The following is a 24,018-nucleotide window of genomic DNA, read 5'->3' on the forward strand; positions in this document are numbered from 1 at the left end:
TCAGACGGGCGGGAGGGCGTCCGGGTCGAGGAGGCCGCGGTGGACCGCGCGGGCCAGGACGCGGGGCATCCGCACCGTCCGGCCGTCGACCTGCACGGGGACGAGGTCGACCGCGGTCGTCTTCCAGGCGGACCGCCGGCTGCGCGTGTTCGAGCGGGACGTCTTGCGCTTGGGGACGGCCATCAGCCCTGCCTGCCTTTCCATCGGGGGTTCTTCTTGTTGATGACGAACACCTTGCCGTGACGTCGCACGACGATGGAGCCCTCTTTGCTCTTCAGCGACCTCAGCGAGGCGCGGACCTTCACCGGGCCACCCCGTCCTCGGTCGAGCGGCCGTAGCGGCGGTTGAACTTCTCGACGCGACCGGCGGTGTCGAGCACGCGTGCGGTGCCCGTGTAGAACGGGTGGCTGGCGCTCGAGACCTCGACGTCGAGGACGGGGTACGTCTCGCCGTCCTCCCACTCGATCGTCGCGCTGGGCGTGGCGGTCGAGCGCGTGAGGAACGCGAACCCGGCGGACGCGTCGCGGAAGACGACCGGGTGGTAGTCGGGATGGATGCCCTGCTTCATGGTGACTCCTGGTCTTTCACGGTGACTCGGGGTGGTGGTCCGGGCGCGGGGCGCCGGTCACCAGCTGGACTTGGTGACACCCGGCAGCTCGCCGCGGTGCGCCATGTCCCGCAGACGGATGCGCGAGAGGCCGAACACACGGTTGTAGGCGCGCGGGCGGCCGTCGACGATGTCGCGGTTGCGCAGGCGGGTGGCGCTCGCGTCGCGGGGCTGCGCCTGGAGCTCGGCGAGGGCGGCGGTGCGGTTCGCGTCGGGGGTACCGGGCGACGCGATGATCGCCTTGAGCTCGGCTCGGCGCTCCGCGTAGCGCTCGACGACGACGCGCCGCTGCTCGTTGCGGGCGATCTTGGACTTCTTGGCCATCTGTGGTGCTCCTCAGCGTTCTTCTCGGTAGTCGACGTGGCGGCGGACCACCGGGTCGTACTTGGACAGGACGAGCCGGTCGGGGCTGTTGCGGCGGTTCTTCGTCGTGACGTAGGTGTGGCCGGTGCCGGCCGTCGAGCGGAGCTTGATGACCGGGCGCAGGTCGACGCGCTTGCCGGCCATCAGACCTTCTCCCCGCGGGCGAGGATGCGGGAGACGACGACATCGATGCCGAGCTTGTCGATCGTCTTGATGCCGCGGGCGCTCACGCGGAGCGTGACGTGACGGCCGAGCGAGGGGACCCAGTAGCGCTTCTTCTGGATGTTGGGGTCGAAGCGTCGCTTGGTGCGCACGTGCGAGTGGGAGATCGTGTGCCCGAATCCGGGCTTGGTGCCAAGGACCTGGCAGACGGCTGACATGGGATACCTCCGGTGGGTGTGGCCCCACCATAGATATTGATAATCATTCTCGTCAAGGCGTAGGGTTCTCGGTATGCCCATCCCCCTGTCCGTCCTCACGACCATCGACCCCGTCCTGCGCGAGAGCGCGATCTTCGCCCTCCTCGTCGACTCCCCCCGCACCGTCGTCCTGCGCCACGACATCGACGGCGAGGACGAGTCCCTCCGCCGCGTCGTCATCGACGGCACCGGGATCGTCGACGACGTCACCGTCGACCTCGAGCACGCGTGCCTCAGCTGCGCGATCCGCGAGGACGCCATCCCCTCGCTCGCCGACCTCGCCCGCGACGGCCGCTGGGACGACATCGTCCTCGCGCTGCCCGTCTCCGCCGAGTCGCTCCCCGTCACCCTCGCGCTCGCCGCCGCGACGGTCCCCGGGTCGCCGCTCGACACGCTGCGCCTCGCGACCGTCGTCACGGCCGTCGACGCCGACACCGCCGAGGAGGACCTCCTCGGGATCGACTCCCTCGCCGAGCGCGGCATCGCCCTCACCCACGACGACGAGCGCGCCGTCGGCGAAGCCCTCGCCGCCCAGCTCGAGCACGCCGACCTCGTCGTCACGTGCAGCGGCGGCCACACGCACCCCGGCCTGCGGTCACGCTGCGGCACAGAGCTCGTCGACCACCTGCGCGCCCACGACTCCCAGCGCATCGACGGTCTTCACGAGATCACCGCCGCGAGCCTGCGCAGCACCTGGCACGACGCCCGCGCCGGCGAACGACGCTGCGACCCGCTGCACGCCCGGGCATCGCACTGCCGGACCGACCACGCCTGGAGCCTCGAGCTCGCGTCCGACCGGCCCGTGCACCCCGAACGGCTCCTCGAACGGATCGAAGAGCTCGGGGCAGGACGCCTGCGCAGCCGCGGTGTCTTCCACGTACCCACCCGCGCCGACGCCGTCTGCCACTGGGACGGCGCCGGCGGCCAGCTCTACGTCGGGAACCTCGGTTCGTGGCGCGGTGCAGCCCCGCGGACCCGGCTCGTGTTCACCGGGGTCGGCCGCGGGGAGCGCGCCCGCCTGCGCTCGGTGTTCGAGGAGATCCTCCTCACCGACGCCGAGCTGGCCGACGCCGAGCTCGCCTGGCTCGGGCGCCCCGACGTACTCGAGCCGTGGCTCGGCGAGCCGGCCGACCTCACATGAGGCGGCCACCGGTGACCGCGATGCGGTCGCCGGTGATGTAGCTCGACTCCTGCGACGCGAGGAACACGTACGCCGGGGCGAGCTCGGCGGGCTGGCCCGCACGCTCGAGCGGTGTGTCGGCGCCGAACTGCTCGACCTTCTCCTCGGGCATCGTCGCCGGGATGAGCGGCGTCCAGATGGGGCCGGGCGCGACCGCGTTGACCCGGATCCCCTGCTCGGCGAGCTGCTGGGAGAGCCCGCGCGTGAAGTTGAGGATCGCCGCCTTCGTCGACGCGTAGTCGAGGAGCGGCACGCTCGGCGAGGAGGCCTGGATAGAGGTCGTGTTGATGATCGACGCGCCGCTCGTCAGGTGCGGCAGGGCGGCCTTCGTGATCCAGAACATGGCGTAGAGGTTCGTCTTGAAGACGCGGTCGAGCTGCTCGGTCGAGATCCCGAGCAGCCCGTCCGGCTGGGCCATCTGGTACGCGGCGTTGTTCACGAGGACGTCGATCCCGCCGAGGTCGGAGACCGCCTTGGCCACGAGCGCCTCGCACACGCTCTCGTCGCGGATGTCGCCCGGGAACGCGACGGCACGGCGCCCGGCGCGCTCGATCCAGCGCACGGTCTCCTGCGCGTCGTCCTCCTCCTCCGGGAGGTAGGAGATGAGGACGTCGGCACCCTCGCGGGCGAAGGCGATCGCGACGGCGCGCCCGATCCCCGAGTCCCCACCCGTGATGAGCGCCCGCTTGCCGTCCAGACGTCCGGAGCCGACGTAGGACTCCTCGCCGTGGTCCGGCTTCTGCGACATCTCGGCGGTGCGCCCCGGAGGTGCCATGTCGTCCACGGGCTGCTCGGGGGTCGGGTGCTGCTGCGTCGGGTCCTGGGGAGTCGTCTGGTCTGCCATGCACTCCAGTCTCTGGGCGAGCCCAGCCGTCCGCATCTGGAGGCGGACCGACGGCTCGGACCGGCAACCCCTGGCGCTCGACCGGCCCGCGGAGCGACCATGGACCCATGGTGCCCACCGACCGCCTCGCCCTCTTCGTCGTCGCGAGCGTGTCCCTCATCCTCGTGCCCGGCCCGTCGGTCGGCTTCATCGTCACGACGACCCTGCGGCACGGGCGACGCTCCGGCCTCGCCGCGACGGCAGGCGTCGAGCTCGGGTACCTCGTGCACGTGCTCGCCGCCGTGGTCGGCCTCTCCGCCGTGGTCGTCGCGAGCGCCTCCGCGTTCACCGTGGTCAAGGTGCTCGGCGCGGCGTGGCTCGTCTGGCTCGCCGTCCGCGCGTGGCGCGCCCGCACCCCGGGGACGCTCGGCGACGCGATCGCCCACGACCCGGCCCGCCTGCCCGGCACGGTGCGGAGCCTCCGGGCGGGGCTGCTCGTCGGGGCGCTCAACCCGAAGACGGCCGTCTTCTACCTGGCGTTCCTCCCCCAGTTCGTCGCACCGGCGGCCGGACCGGTCTGGCTCCAGCTGCTCCAGCTCGGCCTCGTGTTCATCGCGCTGGCCTGGATCCTCGACTCGGGCTGGTGCCTCGCCGGGGGCGCGCTCCGGGACCGGCTGCCCGCACTGCGCATGCGGCTCGTCGAGCGGTTCTCCGCCGGTGTCTACGCAGCGCTGGCCGGTGTCACCCTGGCGGCACGCCGCGCCACGACCTGACGGCGCGTCCCGCCCGATCCCCTCACGACGCACGGCAGCCCCCGACCGCACGGGTCGAGGGCTGCGTGGTGGTCCCGCCGAGTTCGGCACTCTCAGGCGAGACCGGTGTCTCCAGGTACCGACGTCGGCTCAGACTGCCGAGCTCGCCGGCTGAGCCACCGGCTGGGCGGCGTGCGGGGCCGTCGTCACCGGTTCGGACGTGGCGTCAGACGCCGGGGCGTCGTCCGCGAAGAGGTCCTCCGACGTCGCCGCGCGGTACTTCTCGAGGTCGAGGATGCCCTCGCGCTTGGCGACGATCGTCGGCACGAGGACCTGGCCCGCGACGTTGACCGCGGTGCGGCCCATGTCGAGGATCGGGTCGATCGCGAGCAGCAGGCCGACGCCGGCGAGCGGCAGACCCAACGTGGAGAGCGTCAGCGTGAGCATGACGATCGCACCGGTGAGCCCGGCCGTCGCGGCCGACCCGACGACGGAGACGAACGCGATGAGCAGGTAGTCGGTGATCGACAGGTCGATGCCGAAGAGCTGCGCGATGAAGATCGCGGAGATCGCCGGGTAGATCGAGGCGCAGCCGTCCATCTTCGTCGTCGCGCCGAGCGGGACCGCGAACGAGGCGTACTCGGCGGGGACGCCGAGGTTGCGCTCGGTCACCCGCTGCGTGACGGGGAGCGTGCCGATCGAGGACCGGGAGACGAACGCGAGCTGGATCGCCGGCCACGCGCCACGGAAGTAGCTCGAGATCTTCAGCCCGTTGCTCCGCAGGATCACGGGGTAGAGGACGAAGAGCACGAGGCCGAGGCCCAGGTAGATCGCGACAGCGAAGGTGCCGAGCGGCGCCAGGAGGTCCCAGCCGTACGAAGCGATGGCGTTGCCGATGAGGCCGAGCGTCCCGAGGGGCGCGAGGCGGATGATCCACCACAGGACCTTCTGGATGATCTCGAGGGCCGAGCGGTTGAACGTGAGGAACGGCTCGGCGCCCTTGCCCACCTTGAGCGCGGCGATGCCGACGACGAGGGCCATGACGACGATCTGCAGCACGTTGAACGAGACCGACGTGCTCACGGAGCCGTCGTCGCCCGAGGACGTGTTCGCGGCGAGGCCGAGGAAGTTCGCGGGGAGGAGGCTGTCGAGGAAGTCGAGCCAGCTGCCGGTGCGGCCGGGCTCGGACGCCCCTGCCGTCGTGAGGCTCGTGTTCTCGCCTGGCCGCAGGACGAGGCCGAGCGCGATACCGATCGACACCGACACGAGCGCCGTGATGGCGAACCACATCAGCGTCTTCCACGCGAGGCGCGCGCCGTTGGCGACGTTCCGCAGGTTCGCGATCGACGCGACGATCGCCGTGAAGACGAGTGGCGGCACGATCGTCTTGAGCAGCAGGACGAACGACGAGCCGATCGTGTCGAGCGTCGTCGTCAGCCAGTTGGGGTCGCCGTCGGGAGTGCCGTCGCTCGTCCCGATGGACAGAGCGGCCCAGCCGAGGAGCACGCCGAGGACGAGCGCCCCGATGATCTGGACCGAGAAGGAGGGCGAGCGCCAGCGGCGGCGCGGCGCCGCGGTGGCGGGCGCGGACGTCGCGGGAGTGGGTGGAGTGGTCACGGGAGGAACCTTTCACGGACTGGTGGGCCGAGCTGCGGACGGCAGGACGCGGTCTGTGCGGCAGGACGAGCAAGCACCACGGCGAGCAAGCACCATGGCGTCCGCGCGAGTGCTGCGGGCAGCTTCGGCAGAGCAGGGAGGGTCCGTCGGAGCGGACGAGGGCGGCCGGACATCGGTACCGCCGTGAGGGCCGCGGCGGGGCCGCGACGTGTCAGGCGGGTGTCAGCAGCAGGGACGACAACAGCCCGCGACTCCCGACAGCGGGCGCGCGCGACGGGCGTCGGCGGCTCGGTGTGCGGTGACGGTGGGCTGATCGGTCACAGTCGTTTCTCCTGCGTCGTCGGGACGCTCGCGTTCTCGCGTGCTCAGGGGTCCAACCGGACCCCTGACCAATCTATTCCACGCCCCGACCCTCCGGCCTCCGTCGCGGCGGGATCACGATGTGGCGTGGCTCCCCCGCCGATCGACCGCGCGACCCCCTCTGCATGGCAAAAACCCCAGGTGGGTGAATTGCGGACACCCACCGCGCGCGTTTTCCGCACGAGCATAGGATCGACGAAAGCCGGCAACCGACGGGGCCGATGTGACTGACCGACCGCTCCAGACCTCACCGAGCACGGAGCCGAACCAGCGGCGCGTGCCCGCACACCTCGTGCTGCGCCCCGACGTCCGCCGGGTGCTCGACGAGCATCGGCCGATGACGGTGCTGCGCGGTCCGAGCGGCTTCGGCAAGACGTCCTCCGTCGCGGCGTGGCTCGAGGAGCAGGGCGACGTGTCTCGCGTGGTCTGGCACACCGTCGGGGTCCGGGAGGAAGACCTGCCGAGCTTCTGGCTCGCCCTGCGCACGACCCTCGCCCTCGACGGCATCTTCCAGCCGACGGCCGGCGACGACCGCGCGAGCGTCACCGATGCGCTGGGGTCGCTCGACGGCCCCCTGACGCTCGTCGTCGACCAGCTGGAGAACGCGGCAGTGGCCCAGGTGGTCGGCGAGTCCCCGCTGGTCGACGTGACCCTCGGGCTGGCCGAGCTCGTCCAGGCCTGCCCACGTCTCTCGGTCGTCGTCTGCTGCCGACCGCACGGTCCCCTGGCGATGGATGCCCTCTTCGGCGTGGAGGCCGCGATCGTCGATGCGAGGTCGTTGGCGCTCTCCGTCGACGACGTCCGGAGCCTCGCCCGCGCGCTCGGGGCCCGGCTCGACGACGACGACGTCGAGGACCTGTACGCCGTCCTGTGGGGGTGGCCGGCGCTCACCCGTGCCGTGCTCCACCGTCTCGCAGACTCGGGCGCCACGTACTCCGCCGACGCGTGGATGCCCGCGGCCGAGCACCTCGTCCGCTTCGACAGCCGCCTCGACAACCCCGAGATCACGTTCCTCGTCCGGCAGCTGAGCCTCCTCGACCCGATCACCGACGAGCTCGCCACCCTGCTCGTCGGCTCGGAGCACACGGGCCGGAGCCTGCGAGACCTGGAACGTGCCGGCATCGTCCGGTCGATGACCGTCGGCGGCGTCCGGGAGTATGTCCTCCTGCCCGCGATCCGCCGAGCGATGGACCTTCCCGAACAGATCGCGGCGATGGTCCCGGCGCACCGTCGGGCCGCCCGGCTCCTGCGCGACTTCCCCGACGTCGCTCTCAAGCACGCGGTCGCCGGCCAGGACTGGGACTTCGTCGTCCAGCTCGTGGGAATGCACTGCGTCCCTCTCATCGTCGACCACCCGCTGCTCCTCAAGGACGCGTTCGCGGCGTTGCCACCCGAGTTCCTCATCGAGCACCCCGCCCTCTTCACGGCCCGCGACGTGCTGCTCCAGTTCCGCACCGACGACATCTCGCAGCAGGAGATCGACTGGCCGGCCGACGGTGTCGAGCTGGAGGACGAGGTGCTGCGGCACGTCGTCGGGCTCGGGATCGGCCAGATCGTCGCGCTCCGGGTGTGCCACCAGTACGCCGCGTCCAACGCGCTCGTGACCCGTCACCACGCGGTCGCCCGCAACGCCGACGGGACGTGGCGCGCCGCGCTCCACGACGCCCTGCCGTACCTGCTGCTCCAGTGCGGCATCACGCGCATGACGGTCGGGGAGCTCGAGGGGGCGCTGAGCGACTTCGCCGCGTGCCTCACCCACGGCCGCGGCACCCCGCTCGAGTTCGTCGCGCGGGCGGCCGCCGAGTACAGCGCCGTCGTGTGCGCCCTCGTCGGCGAGCTGCAGCGCGCGTCGGACTACCTCGACCTGGCGGCGAGCCTCAAGGGCGAGGGCATGGCCGTCCGGCACACCGACCAGGGCCTCACGGACCTCGTCCGGGCGTTCATCGCCCTCGACTCCCTCGACCTGGAGACCGCCGCCGCGCTCCTGCCACCCGAGGAGAGCGTCCTGCGCCGCGGCCGGGCGCGCCCGACGTGGTTCGTCGAGGAGTACGTGCGCGCGCACCTGCGCGTCCTGCAGGGCGACCTCTTCGTCGCGCTCACGGTGCTGGGGCGCAACCTCCAGGCGAACGAGGACGCCATGGTCCGCGGCACCCTCGCCTCCCAGCTGCTCATGGGCACGGTCGCACGCATCCTCGTGTGGTCCGGCAGCCCCACCCGGGCGAAGAACTACCTCGGCGCGGCACCACCCGCGGTGATCTTCGAGCCCATCCGGGCACGGATCGCCCTCCAGGTCGGCGAGACGCGCGAGGCGTTGTCCATCGTCAGCGCCGCGTTGTGGCGCCGGGAGATCTCCCACCGGCTCCGCGTCGAGATGCTCCTCACGAGCGTCATCGCGCACCACCGGCTCGGCGACCTCGACGCAGCCGCCACGACGCTCGGCTTCGCGATCGACCTCGCCGGGCCGCTCTCGTTGCGCCCGTTCGTGTCCGTGCCGCGCGACGTCCTCGTGGAGCTCGCGCCGCTGACGCCCGGGGCCGGTCGTCTCGTCGAACGGCTCACGGAGTCGGGCGTCACCCTCCACATGTCTGAGCGTTCCACCCTCATCGAGCTCACGCGCCGCCAGCACGACCTCTTGCGCGAGCTCGACGCCGGCTCGCCGCTCGAGCGGATCGCCGCTCAGCTCGGCGTGTCCAAGGCGACCGTCCAGTCCCAGGTGCGGGGCCTGTACCGCGCGCTCGACGTCCGGGACCGGATGGGCGCGGTGGCCGCGGGGCACGCGCACGGGTTCCTCGGGGTGCACCAGGTCTGACCAGGCGCGGCGGCGGGACCGGAGGGCACCGGTCGACGGTCGGCCACCGCCAGGCGCGCTACACCGCGGTCGGCTCTCCGCGCAGCCAGTGCTCGACCTCGGCGAGCAGGACCTCGCGGCGCCCGGTGGGGAGGAACGACGAGCGGACGGAGTTCGCCGCGAGGAGCGCGACGTCCTGGTCGGTCAGGCCGAGCTCGTCGACGACCGACCGGTAGACGTCGTCGACATACCCACCGAAGTAGGCCGGGTCGTCCGAGCTCACGCTGACGTTGAGACCCGCGGCGAGCATGCTCGGGAGCGGGTGCTCGGCCAGCGTGCCGACCGTCCGGAGCCGCACGTTCGAGAGCGGGCAGACCGTCAGCGGCACCTGGTCGCGGACGAGCCGTGCGACGAGCTCAGGGTCCTCCATGCACCGGATGCCGTGGTCGATGCGCTCGACGTGCAGGAGGTCGAGCGCCTCCCACCCGTAGGCCGGCGGTCCCTCCTCGCAGGCGTGCGCGATGCACCGCAGACCGGCGGCGCGGGCCCGCTCGAAGAGCGTCACGAAGCCCGACGGCGGGTAGCCGACCTCGGCGGAGTCGAGACCGATGCCGATGATCGGGGCACCCGTCGCGAGCAGCTCGTCGAGCACCTGGAGGGCCTCTGCCTCGGGGCGGTCGCGCAGGAACGCAGCGACGAGCGAGGTGCTCACGCCGTGGTCGGCCTCCGAGGTGCGGAGCACCGACGCGATGCCGTCGATGCACGTGGCCAGCGGCACACCCCGGGCGAGGTGCGCCTGGGGGTCGACCATGATCTCGGCGTGCCGCACCCCGGCGGCGGCCGCCCGCACGAGGTACGCCCGCGTCATGTCCGCGAAGTCCTGCTCGGTCCGCAGGACGTCCATGTTGGCGTAGTACAGGTCGAGGAAGGACTGCAGGTCCGCGAAGGTGTACCGGTCCAGCAGCTCCTGCGGGTCCGTGTACGGGAGCGTGATCCCGTTGCGCTCCGCGAGCCGGAAGACGAGGTCCGCCTCGAGCGTCCCCTCGATGTGCAGGTGCAGCTCCGCGCTCGGGGGCGGGAGCGTGCGACGGCTCATCGCTCGGGCCCGGCGTCCACCGCGAGCGCGTCGACCATGCGGTCGACGGCGTCGGCGAGGACGGTGCGCGACGTCGCGAGGTTGACCCGGACGAAGCCTTCGCCGCCGGGACCGAACGGCAGGCCGGACATGAAGGCGACCTTGCCGCGCTTGAGGAAGGTGCGCGCCGGGTCGTCGCCGAGCAGCTCGCCGGCGGCGTCGCGCAGGCCGCGGCAGTCGACCCAGGCGAGGTAGGTGGCCTGGGCGCTCTGGACCACGGCTCCGGGGAGGCGCTCGGCGAGGCGCTCGGTGAAGAACCAGCGGTTGACGTCGATCCCGGCGTTGACGTCGTCGAGCCAGCCGCGGGCGTGACGCAGCGCTGCGGCGTGCGCGATCGAGGCGAGGTGGCTCGCACCGTGGTCGGCGACCTCGGCGATGTCGCGGACGTCGCGCGTCGCCTCCGGCCCGCCGACCGCGAGCGCGGCCTTGAGGCCGGCGAGGTTCCACGCCTTCGAGGCGGAGACGAGGCTGATCGCGTTCTCCGCGCCGGGCACGGTGACGAGCGGTGTGAAGACGGGGCGGCCGAGCTCGGCGGCTGCGGCCGGCGACGTGATCGGCGCGTGGATCTCGTCGGCGACGAGGCGGACGCTGTGCGTCCGGGCGAGGGCGGCGACCGCCGCGAGCTCGTCGGGGGTGTGCGCGGTGCCGGTCGGGTTGTGCGGGTTGCACAGGAGGAAGGCCTGGGCGCCCGGGAACACCGCTTCGAGGGCGGCGAGGTCGAGGCGGCCGTCGGCGCCGAGCGGCGCGGTGACGACGCGGCGGCCGATGTCCTTGAGGAAGCCGAAGAACGGCGGGTAGACGGGCGTGGTGACGACGACCGTGTCCCCCGGCTCGGTGACGACCTTGAGCACGTCGGTGATGCCGATCATGACGTCGGTGAGCATCCGGACCCGGCCAGGGTTGATGTCCCAGCCCCAGCGCTCGTCGGCGAGCTCGGCGTACGCCTGCGCGTAGTCCATGCCGCCCGGGTAGCCGGTGTCACCGCGGCGCATCGCGTCGTGCACCGCCGCCACGACGGGCTCGGCCTGCGGCACGTCCATCTCGGCCACCCACAACGGCAGGACGTCCGGCGGGTACGCGAGCCACTTCTCGCTCGTGCGCGTACGGAGCTCGTCGAGGGTCAGGGAGTCGAAGATCGTGGGGTGTTCAGTCACCCCTCGACGGTAACCCGGGGTGGTCGGGAGCGCCGGGAAGCAGGCCGAGGTCACGCAGCTCCGCGCGTGACCGGAGCTCCGGGTGCTGGGCGATGTCCTCCCTCAGCCGTGCCTGCTGCCGGTCCCATCGCGGGGTCTCGACCCTCTGGTGGACGAGCACCGCGACCAGCAGGGCGAGGAACCCGCCCGCGAGGAAGACGTAGATCAGGTAACCATTGCGGACCCCGTGCTCGGTCGAGAGCGTCCCGTCCATCGTCGTCATGAGCCACAGGTCGGTGTCCGGGTGCGTGATGATGAGCACGTTCTCGCCCTGCCTGTCCTTCCACGCGTGCAGCCCTACCTGCTCGTACTCTCTGCCCGCGGCGACGGCGGTCGTCCTCACCTCGCGAGCCCTGTTGTGGGGGGTGCTGACCTCGACGCGCGTGAGCGTCCCGACCTCGACGACGGCGGAGTCCGAGAGCAGGAGGTCGTCCACCTCCTGCCCGTCTGCCCACCACGAGCGGAGGCCGAGGACGACGACACCGAAGAGCGTCAAGCAGATCACCCATCGCTGGGCTCGGTCGCTCGGTCGCATCGTCGGTTCGTCCTTCGCGGCACGGTGAGGGTTCGGTTCCGGGGGCCTGCTCACCTGGGGCTTCTCGCTCGCATGCTCCTGGGACGACCTCAGGGTACCGGCCCGCGCTCGCGCGTCAGCCGACGATCGGTGCGCTCTCCGGCTTGCGGACGAGCCGTTGCTTGGAGCGCAGGGCCAGCGCGGTGCCGAGGGTCACGGGCCCGAGGCGTCCGACGAACATGAGGAGGCACAGGAGGACCTGGTGCCACCCCTCGAGGTCGGCCGTGATGCCCGTCGAGAGGCCGACGGTCGCGAAGGCGGAGATCACCTCGTAGAGGACCTCGTCGGACGTGAAGGGCGCGGTCATGGCGATGACGATCGTCGGCACGAGGACGGCCGCGATGCCCAGGAGCGCGACCGCGAGGGCCTGCCGCTGGACGGGGGCTGCGACCCGCCTGTCGAACAGGGTCGCGTCCGGGTCGCCGCGCAGCTCGGCCCAGATGATGACGAGGAGCACCGTGAAGGTGGTGATCTTGATGCCGCCGGCGGTGCCGCCGCTCCCGCCGCCGATGAACATGAGGACGTCGGTGCCGAGCCAGGTCCCGCTGTTCATCTGGGCAGTGTCGACGCTGTTGAAGCCGGCGGTGCGCGGCATGACGCCCTGGAAGAACCCGGCGAGCACCTTGCCGCGGACGTCGAGGGGTCCGAGGGTCGCGGGGTTGCTCCACTCGGCGAGCGTCATGAAGACGGCGCCCACCACGACGAGGACCGCAGTCATCATGACGGAGATCTTCGTGTGGAGGCTCCAGGACCGGGGGCGCCGGGGGCTGCGCCAGAGCTCGAGCAGGACGGGGAAGCCGATCCCGCCGACGATGACTGCTGCCGCGATCGGCAGGCACACCCACGGGTCGGTGACGAAGCCCATGAGGTTGTCCGTGTACAGGGCGAAGCCCGCATTGTTGAAGGCCGAGACCGCATGGAAGGCACCGAGCCAGGCGGCACGGCCGAGCGGCTCGCCGTACGTGACGAGGAAGCGACCGGTGAGGATCACCGCGGTGATGCCCTCGACGAGCACGGTGACGATCCCGATGCCGAGGAGGACCTTGCGGAGGTCACCGAGGCTGACGCTCCGGGTCGCGGACGCGCTCATGAGCCGGCTGTGCAGTCCCAGCCGTCGGGAGATGAGCAGACCGAGCAGGGAGGCGAGGGTCATGATGCCGAACCCGCCGACCTGGAAGAGCATCATGATGACTGCTTGCCCGAACGGGGTCCAGAAGGTCGCGGTGTCCACGACGATGAGACCGGTCACGCAGACGGCGGACGTCGCGGTGAAGAGTGCCTCGATCACCGTCGCCCCGCGTCCCGCGCTCGACGCGGGAAGGAGCAGGAGGAGGGTGCCGACCCCGATCGCGGCGGCGAAGCTCCCGACGAGGATCTGGCCGGGGCGACGGCGGATCCCGGCGTGCGACGTCGGGCCGGGGCGTCGGCCGGAGCGCCCTCCACGGGGGCGCACGGCTCGTGGGCGGAGCCGCTCGATGACGCTCATGACGCTCCGTATCGTGTGACACCGGAGCATCGTGCTCGCTGCTCCGTGCGCCGCGCCCACCCCTTCGTCGGCAGGCTCGGACGTCCGTCACCGTACTCGCCTCAGGCCTGGGATCCTGGGCCTGAGGGGCCTGCGCGGGAGATCTTGACACATCCTTAACGGCCCACCGTCCACGTCCTCGACGCGGCCCGTCGCGCAGAGGTCGCGATCGTGCCGCGCGGATACAGTGCGGGCATGACCTCAGCCGTGCCCGCACCCGTGGCGATCCGGCGTGCGACCAGCGCCGACGTCCCCGCGATCGTCCGGCTCCTCGCCGACGACCCGCTCGGGGCGTCCCGCGAGACGCCGCACCACCTCGCCCCGTACGAGGCTGCGTTCGCGCGCATCGATGCCGACCCCCAGCACCGCCTCGTCGTCGCGGAGCGGGACGGCGTCGTGGTGGGCACGCTCCAGCTGACGATCCTGCCCGGGCTCTCGCGCCAGGGTGCGACCCGCGGCCTCGTCGAGGCGGTGCGCGTGGACTCCTCCGTCCGCGGCGGAGGTCTCGGCACCGAGCTCCTGGCGTGGGCGGTCGAGGCAGCGCGCGAGAGCGGCTGCACGATGGTCCAGCTGACCACCGACGCGAGCCGCACCGACGCCCACCGCTTCTACGAGCGGCTCGGGTTCGTCGGGTCGCACCTCGGCTTCAAGCTCGTGCTCGACGCCTGACGTGGCCGTCGACGAGGCTGCGTCGCGCTAGCCGGTGAAGCTCTGGCTCCCGACGACGGCGAGCAGCTGGAGCTTCTCCCACGCCTCGGTGCGCGGCGGCGCGGTGAGGACGAGGAGCGCCTGCGACTGGTCCTCGGTGAAGAGCGCCTGGCAGTCGAGCTCGAGCAGGCCGAGCTCGGGGTGGACGAGGGTCTTGTGGTCCTCGAAGCGCCGCGCGACCTCGTGACCGGCCCACAGGTCGGCGAACTCTGCGCTCTGCTCGAGCAGCGCCACGACGAGCTCCCCGGCGCGGGAGCGCGGCCCGGACCGTCCGTAGGCGACGCGCAGGCTCGAGACGAGCGCGCGCGAGTGGTGCGTGCGGTCGCCCTCCGGGTAGATCACGCGTGAGGCGGGTTCGGTGAACCACCGGTAGGCGTCGCTCCGCGCGAGGCCCGTGCGCGCGGACTGGTCACCGAAGAGAGCGACGGCCATCCGGTTCGCGACGAGCGTCTCGCCGAGCTCGGAGAGGATGAGGGCCGGGCTGTCGTCGAGCCGGTCGAGGACCCGCAGGAGCGGCGTGGCCACGTGGGTCGAGGCGACGGCCCGGTCCGGTGCGGCGTGGCCGGCGGTACGGAAGAGGTAGTCGCGCTCGTCGTCCGACAGGCGCAGGGCGCGGGCGAGAGCGGCGAGCATCTGACCGCTCGGTTGCGGGCCGCGCCCCTGCTCGAGCCGCGCGTAGTAGTCGGTCGACATCCCGGTGAGGGTAGCGACCTCCTCGCGGCGAAGTCCCGGTGCGCGACGACGAGCGCCCACAGGCAGCCCGACGTCCCCCGGTTGCAGCGTCTCGCGGCGCGAGCGCACGAAGTCTGCGAGGTCTCGGCGTTCCATGCCGCCATCATCCCTGGACCGACACGACGCATCCAGGGACCGGCGATCCCTGGATCACCGGGTCTCTTCCGGCCGCTGCGCGCTGCGCACAGGGTGGGGTCATGAACATCACCGGACACACCGTCTTCGTCCCCGGCGCCACGAGCGGGATCGGCCTCGCCCTCGCTCTGCGCCTCCACGCGGCAGGCAGCACCGTCATCGTCGGCGGACGCCGCACCGAGCTGCTGGACCGGATCGCCACCGAGCATCCCGGCATCCACACCGTCCAGATCGACACGGCGGACGCCGCGAGCATCGCGTCGGCATCGGCGGCAGTCGTCGCCGAGCACCCCGAGGTGAACGTGCTCGTCGCCATGGCCGGCATCATGCGTGCCGAGGACTGGCGCTCCCCCGGGTTCCTCTCCGACGCGGAGGCGATGGTCACGACGAACCTCCTCGGGCCGATCCGGCTCGTCGCTGCGTTCGTCGAGCACCTCCAGGCCCGGCCGGCGTCGACGATCGTCACCGTCTCCAGCGGCCTCGCACACACCCCGCTGCGCGTCACGCCCACGTACAACGCGACCAAGGCCGCGATCCACATGCTCAGCGAGTCGATCCGTCTCCAGCTCGCGGGCACCAGCGTCCAGGTCCTCGAGCTCGTCCCGCCCGCCGTGCGGACCGACCTCATGCCCGGTCATGCCGAGAACGACATGGCCCTCCCCCTCGACGCGTTCGTCGACGAGGTCATGACGCTCCTCGAGACCCAGCCCGACGCGCACGAGATCCTCGTCGAGCGCGTGAAGCCGCTGAGGTTCAGCGAGGTGGACGGGGCCTACGCCGAGGTCGTCGGGATGCTCAACCAGGCTGCCCCGCACGCGAGGTGATGAGGGTGGACGCACCGCCGCGTCGGTCGCCGACGATCTGCCCGAGGAGCGTGATCGCCTCCGCCGAGGGCGACCCTGCGGGTGCGGTGTGCGTGACGAAGGTCTGGTCGGGATGGTCGACGGAGCGGAGCGTCTGCTGGGTCACCGTCACGTCCCCGACGAGCGGGTGGTGCAGCGTGTAGACGGCCGTCGCGCAGGCCTGCACCCGGTGGTCTGCCCAGAGCGACGCGAAGTCAGGGCTCTGCATGCTCAGGCTCCCGACGAGCGCAGCCAGCACCGGGTCGTCCGGGTGCTGCCCGGCGACGAGCCGCAGGTTCCCGACGACCGCACGGCTCTTGGCCCGCCAGTCGGCGTAGAGCTCGCGGGTGTGGTCGTCGAGGAACACCATCGTCGCCATGGTCGGACGGCTGCTCGGCGCCGTCGGCGCGTCGGCGTCGAGATGTCCCGCGAGCAGCGCGTGCCCGAGGGGGTTCCACGCGAGGACGTCGCTGCGTCGGCCGAGGACGAGCGCCGGCACGCCGCCGAGGGCGGTGAGCAGCTCCAGCAGCGCGGGGTCCGCGACCTCCACGGCGGGCCGTCTCGGACGGGTGCGACGTCCACCCTGCTCTGCGAGACGCCGCAGGTGCAACCGTTCCGCGTCGTCGAGGCGCAGCGCCGCGGCAAGGGCGTCGAGCACCTGCGGGGACGCGTTGCGCGACTGTCCCTGCTCGAGCCGCGTGTAGTAGGACGAGCTGACGCCCGCGAGCATCGCAAGCTCCTCGCGGCGCAGCCCGGCGACCCGGCGCCGGTCGCCGTAGAGCGTGAGGCCTGCGGACTCGGGCGTGACCCGGGCGCGGCTGGCCTGGAGGAACGCCCCGAGGGTGTCGACGGTCATGCCTCCCAGTCTCGGGTGTCTCCGGTGATGCTGCCTACCCCTGCCAGGGATAGCCGCAGGGCGGTCTGGTCCGCCCGGGCTCGGGCGGTGATCGTTGGAGCACCAACGGACGGAGACACCATGAGCAGCACAGCGGCTACCGGCTCGCGCAGCACGAGCACCATCACGACGAGCGACGTCCTCACCTTCGGCGACGTGACCGTCACCCGGGCCGTCGAGAGCGTGGGAAGCATCGGCATGACACCCGACCAGTTCTTCCCCGGCACCGACCCCACAGCCTGGGAGGGCAGCGAGCGCGAGCTGCGCCCGCACTTCCTCGAGGACGACGCGCCCACGACCATGGAGAGCACCGTCCGCGTCGCGATGCAGACGTGGATCATCCGCAGCGGAGGACTCACCGTGCTCGTCGACGCGGCCGTCGGGAACGACAAGGACCGGCCGGACGTGCCGAGCTGGTCCCACCTGCAGACGGCGTTCCTCGAGCATCTCGCCGCTGCTGACGTCACGCCGGAGGACGTCGACGTCGTCGTGAACACGCACCTGCACGCCGACCACGTCGGGTGGAACACGCGCCTCGTCGACGGGGCGTGGGTGCCGACGTTCCCCAACGCGCAGTACCTCATGCCGGCAGAGGACCTCGCGTTCTGGGACCCGGCGACCGGGAGCGAGACGATCATGGGCCCGGGCGCGCACCTCGCCTGGGCGGACTCGGTGGCGCCCGTCCTTGCGGCCGGCCAGGTCACCGCATGGAGCGGGTCGCACCGCATCGACCACGCCCTCGTCCTCGAGGCGGCCCCCGGCCACACCCCGGGCGCCTCGGTGCTGCGGCTCGTCTCCGGCGACCACGAGGTGCTGTTCGTCGGAGACACGCTGCACAGCCCGGCCCAGGTCCAGGACGCGCACACGAGCAGCTGCTTCGACGAGGACACCACGCAGGCGAACGCCACCCGTGACCGTCTCTTCACCGAGGCCGCCGAGAAGGACCTCCTCCTGTTCCCGGCACACTTCGGCGGGCACGGCGGCTTCCGCGTCGAGAAGGCCGGCGACACGTTCGCGGTCGTCGGCTGGGCGCCGCTCACCGCAATCTGACGGCGCGACCGCCAGGGCGTGTCGTCCTGGGATGCCGGCCACCGCTCGGGGCCTCCGGCGCCCGGGCGAGCGGAATAGCTCTCGCCCGGGCGCGGTTGACCCTGATGACACCGTGAGGAGCCGACGGATGACCCTGACCTGGACCGACCCCCGCGAGCAGCTGGAGACCGTGGTGCGGATGGCCAACGGTCGGCTTGCACCCCGCTCGTTCGCCGACCGCGCCGAGGCCGAGGCCTGGGCCCGCCCGGAGGAGGGCGACGAGGTGCTCGAGCGCAACCTCGTGTGCTCCTGCGACAGCTAGGGCGTGTCGCTCGTCGCCCTCTCGGCCCCCAGCCGGGCGGGCGCGAGCGTCTGGATGACGACGGCCGCCCCGACGAGCGAGGCACCGAGCGGGAACGCCACGCGCTGGACGAGGTCGAGGACGGTCAGCAGAGCGTCCAGACCGATCTGGGCGTTCGCCCCCGCCCGGTCCGCGACCGTCAGGCCGTGCAGGTCGGCGTCGATTGCCTCGCGCCGTCGTGACGCGACGTCTGACCGCCCATCGTGCCGCACCGGGTGGACGGCGAGGGGAAAGCGGTCGACAGAATCACCTGGCCCCGGGAAGGTGGGGGCATGCCGACCACGACCATCCGTCCGGACGTCACCCTCTGGTTCGACGAGCACGGACCCGCCGACGCCCCGCCGCTCCTGCTCGTCATGGGTGCCGCATCGAGCGGGCTCTACTGGCCGGACGCGCTCGTCGCCCGTCTGGCCGAGCAGCACCGCGTCGTCCGCTACGACCACCGCGACACCGGTGCCTCGACCCACGCGTTCGCCGACCAGCCGTACGCCCTGCGCGACCTCGCCGACGACGCCGTCCTCCTGCCCGACGCCCTCGGCATCAGCGACGCCCACGTCGTCGGGATGTCGATGGGTGGCACGCTCACCCAGCTGCTCCTGCTCGACCACCCCGACCGGCTGCGCAGCGCGACCGTCTTCAGCACGGGCCCGCTGGGGCGGGGCACGGGTGACGACGAGGGCGACGACGCTGACGACACTCCCGGTATCGACCCCCGCCTCCTCGAGATGTGGTCCCACGCCGACGACCCGCGGGACCGTGAGGAGGAGATCGCGTGGCGCACCGAGCACTGGCGGCTGCTCAACGGTGACGAGGCACCCTTCGACGCCGAGGAGATCCGGGCGACGGAGGAGCGCGTCATCGCCCACGAGGGGCGGCACGACGCCCCGCTCGCGCACGCGCTCGCCGACCAGTCGGGCCTCGCTCGCGGCGACGAGCTGTCGGCGGTGACCGTGCCGCTGCTCGTGGTCGAGGCACCGCGCGACCCGGTCTACCCGCCGCCGAACGCTCAGCGGATCGCCGGCCTCGTCCCGGGTGCGCGGCTCGTGAGCATCCCGAGCATGGGCCATGCCCTGCCGCCCACCGTGCTGGCACCGCTCGCCGAGGCGATCCTCTCCTTCACACGCAAGGTCGACGGCGGCTGAGCGCTCGCCTGACGTCGGTGTCCTCTACTCCTGCGACGCCAGCCAGAGGTCCATGACCCGCACGCGCTCGGCTGCGGCGGTCGCGCGCCGGTCGTACTCGTCCTTGTCGATCGCGCCCCGCACGTAGTCGGTGAGGTTCTCGACGTCCTCGCGGCTGAGGGTCCAGCCCTCCTGCCAGCGGGTCGCGAAGGCGCTCGCCACCGCCTGCTGGTCGACCGTGCTCAACGGTGCAAAGAGCTCCGGCCACCGTTCTTGGATCGCGAACGCCTCGTCCATGACCTGCCTCTCCGTGGAAGAGACGTCAGCGTAACGGCTCGTCGATGGGCAGCTCAGGGTTATCCACAGGTTTGGTCGGCAAGGGGTCTTGTCGACGGGTGCGGTCTCCGCAAGAGTGGTTCGATGCCGACGATGCCGTCCATCGCGCCCCCGCGCCGGCGGGTGCGAGTCATCACCGCACTCGTGGCGATCGTCCTCGTCGTGGGGACGATCGTCGTCGTCGTGACGCGTGGCCCGTCGGTCGGCGAGATCCCCAGCGAGGGCCCGTGGTCCATCGGCATCAGCCACCCGGGAGGGCCGCAGGGCGACGTGACGTCGTGCGTGCGCGACCGATCGGTGAGCAGCTCGCTCATGAGCGCAGACCTGCCGTCGTCGGGGACGTCGATCCAGCTCGAGGACTCAGCCACGCGGGACGACGTGCAGCGCGTCCTCGACTGCCTGGACCGTGCCCTCTCGGGCGGCGACATCAGCGTCATCACTCGTCGATAGCGAGAGCGTCCAGGCAGGCGCTCTCGGGCACCACCACCGCCGGAGCTAGACGAGCGAGCCGAGCGTTGCGATCACGACGATCGCCGCGACAGCGACGAGGAGACCGAAGCGCCACCACCAGTGCAGCGCGAGCGCGGCCTGGGCACCCCCGGCCGTTGCCTCTTCACGAGACAGCGGGCGCGTCGCCCACCCGACGTCCGTCAGCGTGGCGAGGCTGTAGCTGAGCCCGAAAGAGACCCGGAACAGCCAGAAGAGGTGAAAGTACGAGTACCCGAGGACGAGTGCCTGCACGTCGCTGACCTGCTGAGTCTTGTTGTTGCGGCCCCACCCGAAGAAGATCACGCGGTGATCGTACGGGAGCCAAGGCCTGGTCAAGGGGGCGAAAGGTCCGGGCCATGTTGGTGGGTCGCCAGCACTGCCCCTCGGACGCGGCGGCGTGAGCGCCCTTCAGGCGAGCGGACCGAACAGCCGCCGTCGATCGCCCTCGAGCGAGCTCGCGCCCGTCGCACCCCAGTCCTGCGACGCGTCGAGCACCGCGACGAGCTGTCGTTCCTCGTAGCCGAAGTGCGTCTCCATGACCGCCTCGATCCCGTCGAGGTGCCGCAGCGTCTCCTCTGCCGGAGCGCCCCGTGCGAGGGCCGCACCGAGGCCGCCGATGAGGTACTCGATCATGCTGTGGTCCTGCGTGAGCTTCGCGACGACGGGCGCCAGCTCCGGGTGCGCCGCCACGACCTGCGGGAACAGCGCACCGTCCTCGGCCCGGTGGTGACCGCTCAGCGCGACGCAGAAACCGTGGCAGAAGAGGAGCAGCTCCCGCGCGGCTGCCGGACCCCCCTCGGGCGCGGTGCTCTCCTCGGGCACGGTGCCGTCCTCGACCGCCTCCCGTGCGAGCGCGAGCGCCCGGCGCAGCTGCACGTGGACTCGGCGCAGCTCGTCGCCCCAAGCGACGATCCGGTCGGACGAGAACGGTCCGGTCATCTTCGCGATCCTCGCAGACCGGCCGCCAGCGCGTCGAGGTACCTCGGCACCGGCCCCAGCGTGAGCAGCCCGCTTCCCGCGCCCGCGATCTCGCCGGCTGCCGGGAGGAGCGCCGTGTGGGCCCGCTCCATCATGTCGTGGTCCTCCAGCTGGACGGCTGCGTGCGCGGCGAGGCACCACAGGGCGTCGAGCAGGTGGTCGTGCGGCGGGTCGGGCAGTGCTCGGAGAGCAGCCGCGGCGTCGTCCCGGCGATCCTCCGCGAGGAGCACGAGCGGTCGCGCCCACGGCGCGTACGGGCCCCAGTCGGTGCGCGGGTCGGTCGGTGCCGGACGCCCGTGGACCACGCGCAGTCCGAGAAGAGCGAGCGGCAGGAGCCCGCGCCGGACGCCCGGCATGCCCGCGCCGTCGAGCAGCGCGTCGGCGCGACGGTACGCCGCCGCCACCTCGGCAGGCGGCTGGTTGGTGAGGCCTAGTCGCAGCGCCTGGTACCAGCCGGTGAAGACGCTCACCAGCGGCGACTCGTAGCTTCGCGCGAGCGCATCCGCAGCGGCGGCATGCCCGTCGGCCGTGGGAAGGTCTCCCAGGGCGCACGCCGACTGGAGACGCACGAGGTGGCCGAGGAGCTCGGACGTGACGAGCCCGTGGCGGGAGCCGAGATCGACGAGCTCGGCTCCGATCGTGTCGCGCTGCGGAGCGCGCCCGGCGTGCGAGAAGGACTGCATGAACGTGCCGTTCAGGGCGAAGGCGAGGAGGGCGGGGTCGTGCGAGCGGCGCGCGATCTCCTCCGCTTCGGCTGCCGCGGCGCGCCCCTGGGTGCTGCTGTCGCCGCGGCTCTCGACGGCGATCGTCGCGAGCAGCCGTCCGCGGACGGGCTCGGGCGCGTCGGCCGGCAGGGCCACGAGCGCGCGCTCGGCTGCGGCGACGACCTGCGCGGCCTGGGTCGGGTCGTCAGAGCGGCTCCACACGGCTGGGACGTCGTAGGAGCCGATGATGCGGGCGGTGAGGTCGGGGTCGCCGAGCTCCTCGGCAGCGCGGATCGTCGCGATGCGCTGACCTTGCGCCGTCTCGAGCCCTGAGCCACCGGTGACGGCAAGGCTGCGCAGGAGGTCGACCGTCGAGCGCAGCCGTGCCCGGGTTCCCGGTCCTGCGCCCGATCCGAGGGCACGGTCGTAGGACATGGTCGTCGCGGCCCACACCCTGTCGACCGCTGTGCGCGGTCCGGCACTGCGGTCGGCCGCGCCAGGTGGGGCAACGAGGTCGAGGCCCCGCGCGTGCTGGAGGACGTCCTCCTCGAGACGGCGCAGCGCGGGTCCGGGGTCGACGCCGAGCTGGTCGGCGAGCAGGGACCGCGCGCGGCGGAGCACGTCGAGGGCGTCGCCCTGGCGGCCCGTGCGGTAGAGCGCGAGGGCGAGCAGTCGCCATCCTTCCTCGCGCCACGGGTGCTGTGCGGCGTGCGCATCGAGGTCGGGGATCGCGTCGGCGGCGCGGCCGAGGTCGAGGAGCGCGCCGGCCCGCAGCTCGACGGCGTGCAGGCGCAGCTCGGCGAGGCGGGATCGTTCGGCGCGGGCCCAGTGCTCGTCGACGAGCTCTGCGTAGGCGGGGCCGCGCCACAGGGCTGCCGCGCGGTCGAGGGTCGCGAGCGCGTCCCCGGGTGGCTGGCTCCGGACGGTGTCGACCGCGTCCTCGAGCTGGACCGCGTCGACGCTCACGCCGCGCAGGGCGTAGCCGGCACCCTCGGTGACGAGCAGCCGCGCGGGTGCCCGCGGCGGGCGCTGCGGCTCGAGCGCGCGCCGGAGCGCGGCGACGAAGGTGCGCACCGCACTCACCGCGCCGTCGGGCGGACGGTCCCAGAGGTCGTCGACGAGCATCGACACCGGGACCACCCGGCCGCGTGCGACGACGAGCCGGGCGAGCACCGCGCGGTGGCGCGGGCCCCGCAGCGCGATGGGCACGCCCGCCTCGTCCCAGGCGACGACAGGGCCGAGCACTCCGACGTGGACGGCCTGTCCGGGATCACGGTCGACGGGCACCCGCCCAGGCTAGCGGTGCACGACGGCCGCTCGACGACCGCTCGACCGCTCCCGGCCGGCTGCTCATCCGTTGCTCATCGCTCCCCCGCACGCTGGGACCACGCCGCGGCACCGACCGCCGGCCGCTCCCCCCGACGCAGCCCACCGACGAAGGACAACCATGCCTCTCACCATCCCCGAGCTCGAGCACATGACGATCACCGTGGCCGAGGGGGTCACGCTCAGCGCGGCCGTCGGCGGCTCGGGCCCGCCCGTCGTGCTGCTGCACGGGTTCCCGCAGACGCACCTCATGTGGCGGCACGTCGCAGCCGACCTCGTCGCGGACCACACGGTGATCTGCCCGGACCTGCGCGGCTACGGCGCGAGCGACAAGCCCGCCGAGGCGGACGCGACCACGTACTCCAAGCGGACGATGGCGGCGGACGTCGTCGCGCTCGCCGCGGCTCTGGGGCACGAGCGCTTCGCTCTCGTCGGCCACGACCGCGGGGCGCTCGTCGCGTTCCGTGCCGCGCTCGACCACCCGGACGTCGTGACGCACGTCGCGTGCCTCGACGTGCTGCCGACCCTCGACATGTGGGACGTCCTGCACGGGGCGTCCGCCGCGGTCGGGTTCCACCTCTTCCTCATGGCACAGGCGACTGGCCTCCCCGAGACGCTCATCGGGAACAGCGCGGACGCCTTCTTCGGTCACTTCCTCGACGCGTGGGGCACCCCGGACGGCGCGATCCCGGCCGACGTCCGCGCCGAGTACCTCCGGGCGAGCGCCGCCGCGGTGCCGTCGATCGTCGCGGACTACCGCGCGTCGGCGGGGATCGACGTGGAGCACGACCAGGCGGACCGGGACGCGGGGAACCAGCTGCGGATGCCCGTGACGGTCGTCCAGCAGGACTGGGGCTCCGCGCTCGGCTACGACGCCGCGGGAGTGTGGCGGGCCTGGGCGCCGGACCTCGTCCACCTCACGACCGACGCCGGGCACTTCCTCGCGGAGGAGGTGCCCGGCGAGATCGCCACGGTGGTGCGCGAGCTCGTCGCCCGCTGACAGCGGCGGTCCCGGCTGGGGCTCGG

29 protein-coding genes are annotated in these 24,018 nt (G+C 72.3%); 10 read left to right on the forward strand and 19 right to left on the reverse strand.

Translation table 11 applies throughout. The features are described from left to right. Genes rpmF through rpmB form a run of 6 tightly spaced genes read right to left on the reverse strand, consistent with a single transcriptional unit; the run spans position 1 to position 1,350 of the window. Positions 1-183 (reverse strand): 50S ribosomal protein L32, encoded by a 183-nt coding sequence (gene rpmF, locus ABKW26_RS01135; RefSeq protein ID WP_348590627.1) that lies wholly within the window; start codon positions 181-183, stop codon positions 1-3. Then, complete coding sequence (gene ykgO / locus ABKW26_RS01140) at positions 183-305, reverse strand: type B 50S ribosomal protein L36 (protein ID WP_348590560.1); 123 nt, start codon at positions 303-305, stop codon at positions 183-185. Before ykgO ends, rpmF begins: the two co-directional genes overlap by 1 nt. After that, positions 302-568, reverse strand: coding sequence for a type B 50S ribosomal protein L31 (locus ABKW26_RS01145; protein ID WP_348590562.1), 267 nt, complete (start codon positions 566-568; stop codon positions 302-304). The genes ykgO and ABKW26_RS01145 overlap by 4 nt, the downstream gene beginning before the upstream one ends. A 57-nt stretch (positions 569-625) precedes the next feature. Continuing rightward, positions 626-931: a 30S ribosomal protein S14 gene (gene rpsN, locus ABKW26_RS01150; RefSeq protein ID WP_348590563.1), complete on the reverse strand. Its 306-nt coding sequence runs from the start codon at positions 929-931 to the stop codon at positions 626-628. Between the two features lie 12 nt (positions 932-943). Further along, on the reverse strand, positions 944-1,114 hold the full coding sequence (gene rpmG, locus ABKW26_RS01155; protein ID WP_348590564.1) for a 50S ribosomal protein L33: 171 nt from the start codon (positions 1,112-1,114) through the stop codon (positions 944-946). Then, positions 1,114-1,350, reverse strand: a complete 237-nt coding sequence (rpmB, locus tag ABKW26_RS01160) for a 50S ribosomal protein L28 (protein WP_348590565.1) — start codon at positions 1,348-1,350, stop codon at positions 1,114-1,116. Before rpmB ends, rpmG begins: the two co-directional genes overlap by 1 nt. A 73-nt stretch (positions 1,351-1,423) precedes the next feature. On the opposite strand from rpmB, the gene ABKW26_RS01165 reads away from it, so the two are divergent. Beyond that, the gene (locus ABKW26_RS01165; RefSeq protein ID WP_348590566.1) at positions 1,424-2,530 is read left to right on the forward strand and encodes a GTP-binding protein; all 1,107 of its coding nucleotides are present in this window, start codon (positions 1,424-1,426) and stop codon (positions 2,528-2,530) included. Here ABKW26_RS01165 and ABKW26_RS01170 read toward each other — a convergent pair. Further along, positions 2,523-3,413 (reverse strand): SDR family oxidoreductase, encoded by an 891-nt coding sequence (locus ABKW26_RS01170; RefSeq protein WP_348590567.1) that lies wholly within the window; start codon positions 3,411-3,413, stop codon positions 2,523-2,525. The two genes, ABKW26_RS01165 and ABKW26_RS01170, sit on opposite strands and share 8 nt — an antisense overlap. A 107-nt stretch (positions 3,414-3,520) precedes the next feature. On the opposite strand from ABKW26_RS01170, the gene ABKW26_RS01175 reads away from it, so the two are divergent. Then, on the forward strand, positions 3,521-4,165 hold the full coding sequence (locus ABKW26_RS01175; RefSeq protein ID WP_348590568.1) for a LysE family translocator: 645 nt from the start codon (positions 3,521-3,523) through the stop codon (positions 4,163-4,165). A 129-nt stretch (positions 4,166-4,294) separates the two neighbouring features. Here the strand turns inward: ABKW26_RS01175 and ABKW26_RS01180 are convergent, their stop codons facing one another. Beyond that, positions 4,295-5,761 (reverse strand): dicarboxylate/amino acid:cation symporter, encoded by a 1,467-nt coding sequence (locus ABKW26_RS01180; protein WP_348590569.1) that lies wholly within the window; start codon positions 5,759-5,761, stop codon positions 4,295-4,297. 583 nt (positions 5,762-6,344) lie between these two features. On the opposite strand from ABKW26_RS01180, the gene ABKW26_RS01185 reads away from it, so the two are divergent. Further along, positions 6,345-8,930, forward strand: a complete 2,586-nt coding sequence (locus tag ABKW26_RS01185) for a LuxR C-terminal-related transcriptional regulator (RefSeq protein WP_348590570.1) — start codon at positions 6,345-6,347, stop codon at positions 8,928-8,930. Positions 8,931-8,988: 58 nt separating this feature from the next. Here the strand turns inward: ABKW26_RS01185 and ABKW26_RS01190 are convergent, their stop codons facing one another. From ABKW26_RS01190 to ABKW26_RS01205, 4 genes are all read right to left on the reverse strand, one after another. After that, positions 8,989-10,005: an adenosine deaminase gene (locus tag ABKW26_RS01190; RefSeq protein WP_348590571.1), complete on the reverse strand. Its 1,017-nt coding sequence runs from the start codon at positions 10,003-10,005 to the stop codon at positions 8,989-8,991. Then, complete coding sequence (locus ABKW26_RS01195; RefSeq protein ID WP_348590572.1) at positions 10,002-11,198, reverse strand: aminotransferase class I/II-fold pyridoxal phosphate-dependent enzyme; 1,197 nt, start codon at positions 11,196-11,198, stop codon at positions 10,002-10,004. The genes ABKW26_RS01190 and ABKW26_RS01195 overlap by 4 nt, the downstream gene beginning before the upstream one ends. After that, entirely contained in the window at positions 11,191-11,772 is a 582-nt protein-coding gene (locus ABKW26_RS01200) for a hypothetical protein (protein WP_348590573.1), read from the reverse strand. Before ABKW26_RS01200 ends, ABKW26_RS01195 begins: the two co-directional genes overlap by 8 nt. Before the next feature lie 115 nt (positions 11,773-11,887). Next, positions 11,888-13,297 carry a potassium transporter TrkG gene (locus ABKW26_RS01205; RefSeq protein WP_348590574.1) on the reverse strand — a complete coding sequence of 470 codons (1,410 nt, stop codon included), beginning with the start codon at positions 13,295-13,297 and terminating at the stop codon, positions 11,888-11,890. Between the two features lie 234 nt (positions 13,298-13,531). Here ABKW26_RS01205 and ABKW26_RS01210 point away from each other — a divergent pair, with 234 nt between their 5' ends. Next, the gene (locus ABKW26_RS01210) at positions 13,532-14,005 is read left to right on the forward strand and encodes a GNAT family N-acetyltransferase (protein ID WP_348590575.1); all 474 of its coding nucleotides are present in this window, start codon (positions 13,532-13,534) and stop codon (positions 14,003-14,005) included. A gap of 27 nt (positions 14,006-14,032) precedes the next feature. Here ABKW26_RS01210 and ABKW26_RS01215 read toward each other — a convergent pair whose 3' ends face one another. After that, positions 14,033-14,872 (reverse strand): helix-turn-helix transcriptional regulator, encoded by an 840-nt coding sequence (locus tag ABKW26_RS01215; protein ID WP_348590576.1) that lies wholly within the window; start codon positions 14,870-14,872, stop codon positions 14,033-14,035. A gap of 101 nt (positions 14,873-14,973) precedes the next feature. On the opposite strand from ABKW26_RS01215, the gene ABKW26_RS01220 reads away from it, so the two are divergent. Further along, positions 14,974-15,735 carry an SDR family NAD(P)-dependent oxidoreductase gene (locus ABKW26_RS01220; RefSeq protein WP_348590577.1) on the forward strand — a complete coding sequence of 254 codons (762 nt, stop codon included), beginning with the start codon at positions 14,974-14,976 and terminating at the stop codon, positions 15,733-15,735. On the opposite strand, the gene ABKW26_RS01225 is transcribed toward ABKW26_RS01220, so the two are convergent. Next, positions 15,707-16,609, reverse strand: a complete 903-nt coding sequence (locus ABKW26_RS01225) for a helix-turn-helix transcriptional regulator (protein WP_348590578.1) — start codon at positions 16,607-16,609, stop codon at positions 15,707-15,709. The two genes, ABKW26_RS01220 and ABKW26_RS01225, sit on opposite strands and share 29 nt — an antisense overlap. 120 nt (positions 16,610-16,729) lie before the next feature. Between ABKW26_RS01225 and ABKW26_RS01230 the strand changes: the two genes are divergently transcribed. Both ABKW26_RS01230 and ABKW26_RS01235 read left to right on the forward strand, forming a co-directional pair. Next, positions 16,730-17,698: an MBL fold metallo-hydrolase gene (locus tag ABKW26_RS01230; RefSeq protein ID WP_348590579.1), complete on the forward strand. Its 969-nt coding sequence runs from the start codon at positions 16,730-16,732 to the stop codon at positions 17,696-17,698. Positions 17,699-17,825: 127 nt separating this feature from the next. Next, complete coding sequence (locus ABKW26_RS01235) at positions 17,826-17,999, forward strand: hypothetical protein (protein WP_348590580.1); 174 nt, start codon at positions 17,826-17,828, stop codon at positions 17,997-17,999. Here ABKW26_RS01235 and ABKW26_RS01240 read toward each other — a convergent pair. Next, entirely contained in the window at positions 17,996-18,250 is a 255-nt protein-coding gene (locus ABKW26_RS01240; protein ID WP_348590581.1) for a hypothetical protein, read from the reverse strand. The genes ABKW26_RS01235 and ABKW26_RS01240 overlap by 4 nt on opposite strands. A 60-nt stretch (positions 18,251-18,310) precedes the next feature. Between ABKW26_RS01240 and ABKW26_RS01245 the strand changes: the two genes are divergently transcribed. Next, positions 18,311-19,180, forward strand: coding sequence for an alpha/beta hydrolase (locus tag ABKW26_RS01245; protein WP_348590582.1), 870 nt, complete (start codon positions 18,311-18,313; stop codon positions 19,178-19,180). 24 nt (positions 19,181-19,204) lie between these two features. On the opposite strand, the gene ABKW26_RS01250 is transcribed toward ABKW26_RS01245, so the two are convergent. Then, entirely contained in the window at positions 19,205-19,456 is a 252-nt protein-coding gene (locus tag ABKW26_RS01250; protein ID WP_348590583.1) for a hypothetical protein, read from the reverse strand. A gap of 123 nt (positions 19,457-19,579) precedes the next feature. On the opposite strand from ABKW26_RS01250, the gene ABKW26_RS01255 reads away from it, so the two are divergent. Further along, the gene (locus tag ABKW26_RS01255; protein ID WP_348590584.1) at positions 19,580-19,945 is read left to right on the forward strand and encodes a hypothetical protein; all 366 of its coding nucleotides are present in this window, start codon (positions 19,580-19,582) and stop codon (positions 19,943-19,945) included. Positions 19,946-19,990: 45 nt separating this feature from the next. Here ABKW26_RS01255 and ABKW26_RS01260 read toward each other — a convergent pair whose 3' ends face one another. From ABKW26_RS01260 to ABKW26_RS01270, 3 genes are all read right to left on the reverse strand, one after another. Beyond that, the gene (locus tag ABKW26_RS01260; RefSeq protein WP_348590585.1) at positions 19,991-20,287 is read right to left on the reverse strand and encodes a hypothetical protein; all 297 of its coding nucleotides are present in this window, start codon (positions 20,285-20,287) and stop codon (positions 19,991-19,993) included. Positions 20,288-20,392: 105 nt separating this feature from the next. Continuing rightward, positions 20,393-20,923 carry a hemerythrin domain-containing protein gene (locus tag ABKW26_RS01265; protein ID WP_348590587.1) on the reverse strand — a complete coding sequence of 177 codons (531 nt, stop codon included), beginning with the start codon at positions 20,921-20,923 and terminating at the stop codon, positions 20,393-20,395. Beyond that, a complete protein-coding gene (locus ABKW26_RS01270) occupies positions 20,920-22,953 on the reverse strand; it encodes a BTAD domain-containing putative transcriptional regulator (protein ID WP_348590588.1) in 2,034 nt (677 codons plus the stop codon). Before ABKW26_RS01270 ends, ABKW26_RS01265 begins: the two co-directional genes overlap by 4 nt. A 160-nt stretch (positions 22,954-23,113) precedes the next feature. Here ABKW26_RS01270 and ABKW26_RS01275 point away from each other — a divergent pair, with 160 nt between their 5' ends. Continuing rightward, positions 23,114-23,992 carry an alpha/beta hydrolase gene (locus tag ABKW26_RS01275; RefSeq protein ID WP_348590589.1) on the forward strand — a complete coding sequence of 293 codons (879 nt, stop codon included), beginning with the start codon at positions 23,114-23,116 and terminating at the stop codon, positions 23,990-23,992. Positions 23,993-24,018 lie beyond the last annotated feature (26 nt).

Source organism: Sanguibacter sp. 25GB23B1 (assembly GCF_040012415.1).
Classification (GTDB): Bacteria; Actinomycetota; Actinomycetes; order Actinomycetales; family Cellulomonadaceae; genus Sanguibacter.